Below are 6549 nucleotides of genomic sequence, written 5' to 3' on the forward strand. Positions count from 1 at the left end.
CACTAGGCTGCGTTTCTCGCTGCGGTCTCGACCTCGATCACGCCCATCACGTCCGTTTCCTTCATGATCAGCAGATCCTCGCCATTGAGCTTGATCTCGGTACCCGACCATTTTCCGAACAGGATGCGATCACCCACTTTCACATCGAGCGGCCGCAGCTGCCCGCTGTCGTCGCGCGACCCCGGGCCGGCGGCGACGACCTCACCTTCTTGCGGCTTTTCCTTCGCCGTGTCTGGGATGATGATGCCGCCGGCCGTTTTTTCCTCGGCCTCGATACGGCGAACCAGGATTCGATCATGCAGGGGACGGAACGTCATGTCTCTCTCCTCATGGACAAACAGATTTTCAAGAGATCCTCCGCGCCGCATTCGGAGTGAAGCCGACGCGGGGCGCCAAGCCTTTCGGCCTCGCGCGCAAATCGATCTGGTTTCTGATTTTTCGAGATTCAAGAGGCCGCTGAAAATTTTTAGCACTCGAGGCCACCGAGTGCTACCGGCATGAGTTGTTGGGGCTATTTCCATCCAGGGGCCGTTAAAAAAGGCGGCCTTCTCCCTTATGGGAGAAGGGAAGGCGGCGCCCGGGGAGGGACCATAGTTTGGATACCGATGTCATCATTGTGGGCGCCGGGCCGGCCGGCCTCGCCGTCGGTGCCTGCTGAGACGGGCGGGGCTCAATTTCATCATCCTTGAAAAGGCGCATGAGATCGCGCCAGCCTGGCGGCGCCACTCGCCAGCCCCCCGATCTCGGCCTCTATCTGGTCGGTTCAACCCGGTCACCGGCCTGCTCAGGGAGATCGGCGGGGAGGCGGTTGCGGTGACCGCTGATATCGAGCGGCGGAGCAGCACAAGATGAATGCGGCGGCATTTTCGTCGAAAGATGGTTGGTTCCTAGAATCGCGCAGAGGCGCTCTTGCGAAATGCGTCGGCTCGAATCACAGACTTGCCTCACTCGCATGCCGGAGAATGGGCCGGCGCGCTCGGCCCTGCCGGGGTCGTCCTGACCGCCGCAATCCAAGACGTCGTTTACAAGTAAGTGAGCGTATATGGGCCCGAAAGGCAGAGGAACAAACGCGCGTTCGACGCCGTTTCGGATACTTGAACGGTAGAAGCTTCGAGGCCACCTGAAATGGCACCCCGCTCGTTCTGGAAAGGTTATCTGAAACTATCGCTCGTCACCTGTCCGGTGGCGATGACGCCTGCCACCACGGAAAACGAAAAGGTCCGCTTCCACACGCTCAACCGGAAAACCGGCAATCGCGTCGTCAGCCAATATGTCGATGCGGTGAGCGGAAAATCTGTCGACGAAGATGACGAAGTCAAAGGCTATCAACGGGGCGAGGATGACATCGTGCTGCTTGAGGACGAAGAGCTCGAAGCCGTGGGACTGGAAAGCACCCGCACCATCGACATCGACATGTTCGTGGAGGCCGATAGCATTCGCTGGATCTGGTACGACAAGCCCCACTACCTCGTTCCAGACGACCCCGTCGGTGAAGAAGCTTTCTCGGTGATCCGCGACGCGATGGCCTCCACTGGCACGGTCGGGATCTCGCGGCTCGTCATGTATCGTCGCGAGCGCGCCGTGATGCTCGAGCCACGAGGCAAAGGGATCGTCCTATGGACACTTCGCTATGGTGACGAGGTCAGGAAGCCCGAAGAGTTCTTCCGCAATATTGATGACGGCGATACCGATCCCGAACTGATGCGGCTTGTCACGACCCTGATCGAAGAGCGCAGCAAGCCGTGGGATCCGGATATGGTAGGCGACCCCGTCCAGGCGCGCCTCTTGGACATTATTTCCGCTAAGAAGAAAGGCAGGAAACGGCCTGCCAAGGCTAAGGCTGAGGAAGCGGAGCGCCCGAGCAACGTCGTCAACATCATGGATGCGCTGCGCAAAAGCATCAGCTCAGAAAAGAAGAAAAAGCCGAAGGCTTAGCCACCCACTCGATCAATCCGGCTCGGCGACGCGATACTTGAATCGATCGCGAATATAGGAGTTGAAGAAGCGGCCCTTCGAGAAAGCCCTTCTAAAGGCAGCGTATGTCTCGGGAGGCACGTTTTCGTAGTCATAACGCTTTTCGTTCGTCAGGAGCCAAACCGACAGCGTCCGCGTCTCAGCGTCGTAATCTGCTCTTTTTATCAGATGCGACGGCATTGCTCACCGCTTCAAATCAAAAGACCTGTCTTGCCCGGTTGGAGGCGATCAGGCGGCCTTTCGGCGCCCGGCCTTCGGCTCCTTGAGCGGAATGGCGGCTGCGCGAAAATCTGCCCATGGATCGGCGCTCAAGGATTGAAGGCGCGTCGGCGTGTTCTCCACCGTGAAGTACGCCGGACCGATGCCAGGGGCCAATTCGTCCCAGGAGAGCGGCATCGACACGGCCGCACCCGGTCGCGCCCGCGTCGAATATGCTGCGACCGCTGTCGCTCCACGCTGATTGCGAAGATAGTCGACGAGGATTTTTCCGCGGCGCTTCGATTTGGTGATCGTCGAGACGAAGCGGTCGGAACTGTCGGACGCCATCGCGTCCGCAATCGACTTCGTGAAGGCCTTTACGGCCGGCCATTCAGCCTTTGGGATCAATGGTGCCACCACGTGAAGTCCCTTGCCGCCGGACGTCTTGACGAAGGGTACAAGGCCGGCCGCTTTCAGACGGTCTGCCGTCTCGAAGGCGGCGTCGATCACCGCTTCGAAAGGCACGTCCTCGCCCGGGTCAAGGTCCATGATGATCGTGTCGGGCTTTTCCCAATCCGCCACGGTCGATCCCCACGGATGGATTTCGAGAACGGCAGACTGAACGAGCGCGATCAGGCCATCGAGGTCTCTGATGCTCAACAGCTGTTCGTCGGGTGGTTCTTTCGGGTCGTTCACCAGAACGATGTTGGGATTCAGGCCTTTCCAGGCGTGCTTCTGGAAGAACTGCTCTCCGGTAATTCCGTTGGGGCATCTGACCAATGCCAGCGGGCGACCGACGATATGCGGTCCGATAAAGCGCCAGACCTCGGCGTAATAATCGGCAAGCCCCTCTTTCGTCACCCCCTCATCCGGCCAATAGAGCCGGTCAGGGTGGGTGAGCTTCACGGTCCGACGCGGAGGCTTGGGCTGCGTGCCAGTGGACTTGGGCGTTTCGCGGACGATTTCGCCGGCGAGCCTGTCCTCACGCAAGCCCCTGAAAGAGGCGTGGCGAAGATGGCCGTCAGCAGTCCAGGCTCTGAACTCGACCTCTGCCACAAGCTCAGGCTTGACGTATCGGACCTGGCGCGCATCCTCCGCGCTTAGGCGTGCCGCAAACGGACTTTCCGACGTCCTCAAGCGGTCAAGTCTCTTGAGGAGATCCTCCGCAAGCGCCGCGGTGAACCCCGTTCCCACACGGCCTACATGATCGAGCTTGTCGCCGTCATAGACGCCGAGCACCAGTGAGCCGATCGCCTTTCGCGACGTGGTCGACGGCACGTAGCCGGCAACAACGAATTCCTGACGCGCTGAGCACTTGGATTTTACCCAGCTCTTGTTCCGACCGGTCCGATAGGGGGCATCGCGCAGCTTTGAGACGATACCTTCGAGGCTCAATCTGCAGGCGTGACTGAGGACCAGGCGGCCTTCCTCCTCAAAATGACTGCTGAAGCGGACGATCCCGTCGTCTTCGCCGATCAGTTGGTCGAGCAACTCCTTCCGTTTGATCAGTGGCAGGGCGCGCAGGTCGTAGCCATCGAGATAAAGAAGGTCGAACACATAGAAGCGGAAGCGATCGCTGCGACCCTCGCTCAAGTCAGCTTGCAATCCCGAGAAGTCCGACGCGCCGGATCCGGTTTCGACGACGATCTCACCATCGATCAGCGCCGTTCCGACGGGCAGCGCCTGCAACGCCGACACCAGAGCCTTGCCGAACCTCTTGGTCCAGTCGAGCCCGCTGCGCGTGAGAAGCCTGACACGGCCGGCTTCGATCCGCGCCTGCAACCTGTAGCCGTCGAACTTGATTTCGTGAAGCCAGCGCTCGCCGGCCGGTGCGGAAGAAACAAGCGTCGCCAATGAAGGCTCGACGAAATCCGGCAAGGCGGCCGCTTTGGCGCCCTTGATCTTTGAAGGATCAGGGACATTCATGACGGCTTCGGGCTCCTGCTCTTGAGGAGCGGTCGTTTTCTTGCTGCGAGCCCTCTTGCGGATCCTGCCGGTCTTCGACGACCAGCCGGGCTCTTCACCCGCAACGTCCTTGATTTCGCGGCCGGTCAGTACCGACTCGGGCCGTTCCTCCAGAATATCGGGGTCTTCCTCCGATCGCGCCGCCTGGTCGTCACCCTTGATCAGCAGCCAGTTCTCCCGTTTTTCGCGCGGCTTGCCGGCCATGCGAACCAGATGCCAGCGCCCGCCGAGCTTTTCACCACTGAGTTCGAAGTCGAGGTGCCCCTTCGCGTAGCCCCGTCGGGCATCGCCGATCGGCGACCAGGTGCCGCGATCCCACAGGATGACGGTTCCGCCGCCATATTCTCCCTTTGGAATCGTCCCCTCGAAATCTCCGTACTCGAGAGGATGATCCTCGACGTGAACGGCCAGCCGTTTCTCGCCAGGAATGAGGCTCGGCCCCTTGGTGACGGCCCAGCTCTTCAGAACTCCGTCCATTTCCAGGCGGAAGTCGTAGTGGAGGCGTGTCGCGTCGTGCTTCTGGACAACGAAACTGTTGCCGGCCCGGCGCGCCTTGCGGCCCTTCGGCTCGGGCGTCGAGTCGAAATCGCGCTTCTCTCGGTAGAGATCGAGACCCATGGCTCAGCTCGCCTTGCGACGCGGGGACGCTTCCTTTGTCTTCGCCCCGCGGGTGGGTTTCTTTTTGGCCTGGGTCGTCGCCTTGGCCTTTTTGGCGTGAACGCCGGCGCTCTGGCGCAACGCCTCCATGAGGTCGACGACTTTTTCACGCTTCGGCTCCTTGCGCGGCTCGATCTTCTTGCCTTCGAGTTTGGCTTTGACCAGTTCGGCAAGTGCGGTCTCATAGCGATCGTCGAATTTTGCTGGATCGAACTTTCCTCGCTTCGTCTTGACGATGTGCTCAGCAAGCTCCAGCATCTCGCCCTCGATCTTCAGATCCGGCACCCCGTCGAATGCTTCTTCGGCCGAGCGAACCTCGTAGTCGAAATTCAAGGTCGTCGCGATCAGACCGTCCTCGTAGGCGCGGATCAGAAGTGTGCGGACGCGGCGAAACAACACTGTTCGCGCGATGGCAGCGACTTTCTTCTTTCGCATGCCCTCGCGGATCAGAGCGAATGCGTCTTCGGCATGGCTCTTCGTCGGAGCAAGATAGTAGGGCTTGTCGAAATAGACGTCGTCGATATCGCCGCAGGCGATGAAGGCCGAGATCGACAGCGTCTTGTCGCTTTCGGGAACCGCCGCCGCAACCTCCTCGGGCTCCAGCACGACGTAATCCTCGGATCCGACCTCGTATCCCTTGACCTGATCCTCCTTTTCGACCGGCTTTCCCGTCTCGCTATCGACGAATTGCCGGTGAACACGATGCCCGGTGGCACGGTTGATGGTGTGAAAGGCAATCCGTTCCGAGGTCGACGCTGCCGTGTAAAGCGCTACAGGGCAGCTCACCTCAGCGACTTTCAGGTACCCCTTCCAATTTGCTCTCGGCGCCACAACGCGGCCTCATCTTGGAAACGGCGCGGCAGACAGTCCGCGCAACAGACTCGACGTTTCGGAACGTGGAGGCGAGAGGTTTGTTCCGTTTGGAAGAACGGCAGAGCGCGGATGGCGAAGTGGCCGCATCGATGTGCGGCCAGACGCAGGTCCTCCGGCCGCCGCTAGAGTGGGTAGCGGTGTCGTTGACGATCAAGCGCTCGCCATGCCCGGCGCGAAACATCTCGCCCATTGCGGTCTTTTCGGCGGCTTGTCCACGTAGGGGGTAGCGCGAGCGCCTTCGGCACGTCCTTCTGATTATGGCCGTAGATCACATCATAGGACGCGCGGTCGCTCTCGCCGACTTCCTTCTGCGAATGAATTCAAGAGGATCGCCGCGCCGGAGCACGGTTCTATCCTCTATTTCGCCTTGTTAGTGGAGAGGAAGTTGTCTGCCCTACGGGCAATAAGGAACCCGCCGAAGCGGGTTTCTTGTCGATATTCCAGATTAGGATAACCAGTCCCATCTCTGGCGGCCGTACCAATCATCGAGGTCACGCCGAGCGCGATCCTTTTCGATCCCGTAGCGTTCTTGGATCTTGCCTTCGAGCTGGTCGCGGTTACCCGCGATCTGGTCAAGATCATCGTCAGTGAGCTTGCCCCACTGCTCTTTGATTTTGCCCTTTACCTGTTTCCAGTTTCCTTCGACGCGGTTCCAATCCATTGCGAATATCTCCTAGTCTTGAGATTTGCCATGAGGACAAAACTCGCAACATGGGCGTTGGTTCAAGCCGTTTGCGACTACGCCAACACCGCTGCCGGGAACGACTTTTGGAGAGACGCCACTCGGTGGAAGCTCATAGCCGCCAGGTTGGGAACTGACGTTTGACCTTGCTATCGTATATCCGTGCCCCATGTTGAGAGGGTCTATTTGGCGGCCAACTG

Annotated in this window: 6 protein-coding genes; 1 reads left to right on the top strand and 5 read right to left on the bottom strand. The window is 59.8% G+C overall.

Annotated features, from left to right (window positions below; all coding sequences use genetic code 11):
• Positions 1-2 precede the first annotated feature (2 nt).
• On the bottom strand, positions 3-317 hold the full coding sequence (locus CO676_RS29145; RefSeq protein ID WP_014762424.1) for a co-chaperone GroES: 315 nt from the start codon (positions 315-317) through the stop codon (positions 3-5).
• An 808-nt stretch (positions 318-1125) separates the two neighbouring features.
• Between CO676_RS29145 and CO676_RS29155 the strand changes: the two genes are divergently transcribed.
• The gene (locus CO676_RS29155; protein WP_097523650.1) at positions 1126-1935 is read left to right on the top strand and encodes a Ku protein; all 810 of its coding nucleotides are present in this window, start codon (positions 1126-1128) and stop codon (positions 1933-1935) included.
• Positions 1936-1947: 12 nt separating this feature from the next.
• Here CO676_RS29155 and CO676_RS29160 read toward each other — a convergent pair whose 3' ends face one another.
• From CO676_RS29160 to CO676_RS29175, 4 genes are all read right to left on the bottom strand, one after another.
• The gene (locus CO676_RS29160; protein WP_014762427.1) at positions 1948-2154 is read right to left on the bottom strand and encodes a KTSC domain-containing protein; all 207 of its coding nucleotides are present in this window, start codon (positions 2152-2154) and stop codon (positions 1948-1950) included.
• Between the two features lie 48 nt (positions 2155-2202).
• Positions 2203-4755: a DNA ligase D gene (gene ligD / locus CO676_RS29165; RefSeq protein ID WP_014762428.1), complete on the bottom strand. Its 2553-nt coding sequence runs from the start codon at positions 4753-4755 to the stop codon at positions 2203-2205.
• A 3-nt stretch (positions 4756-4758) separates the two neighbouring features.
• Entirely contained in the window at positions 4759-5625 is an 867-nt protein-coding gene (locus tag CO676_RS29170; protein WP_097523651.1) for a Ku protein, read from the bottom strand.
• A gap of 487 nt (positions 5626-6112) precedes the next feature.
• A complete protein-coding gene (locus CO676_RS29175) occupies positions 6113-6328 on the bottom strand; it encodes a CsbD family protein (RefSeq protein ID WP_014762430.1) in 216 nt (71 codons plus the stop codon).
• Positions 6329-6549 lie beyond the last annotated feature (221 nt).

The organism is Sinorhizobium sp. BJ1 (genome assembly GCF_002531555.1).
In the GTDB taxonomy this organism is placed as follows: Bacteria; Pseudomonadota; Alphaproteobacteria; order Rhizobiales; family Rhizobiaceae; genus Sinorhizobium; species Sinorhizobium fredii_B.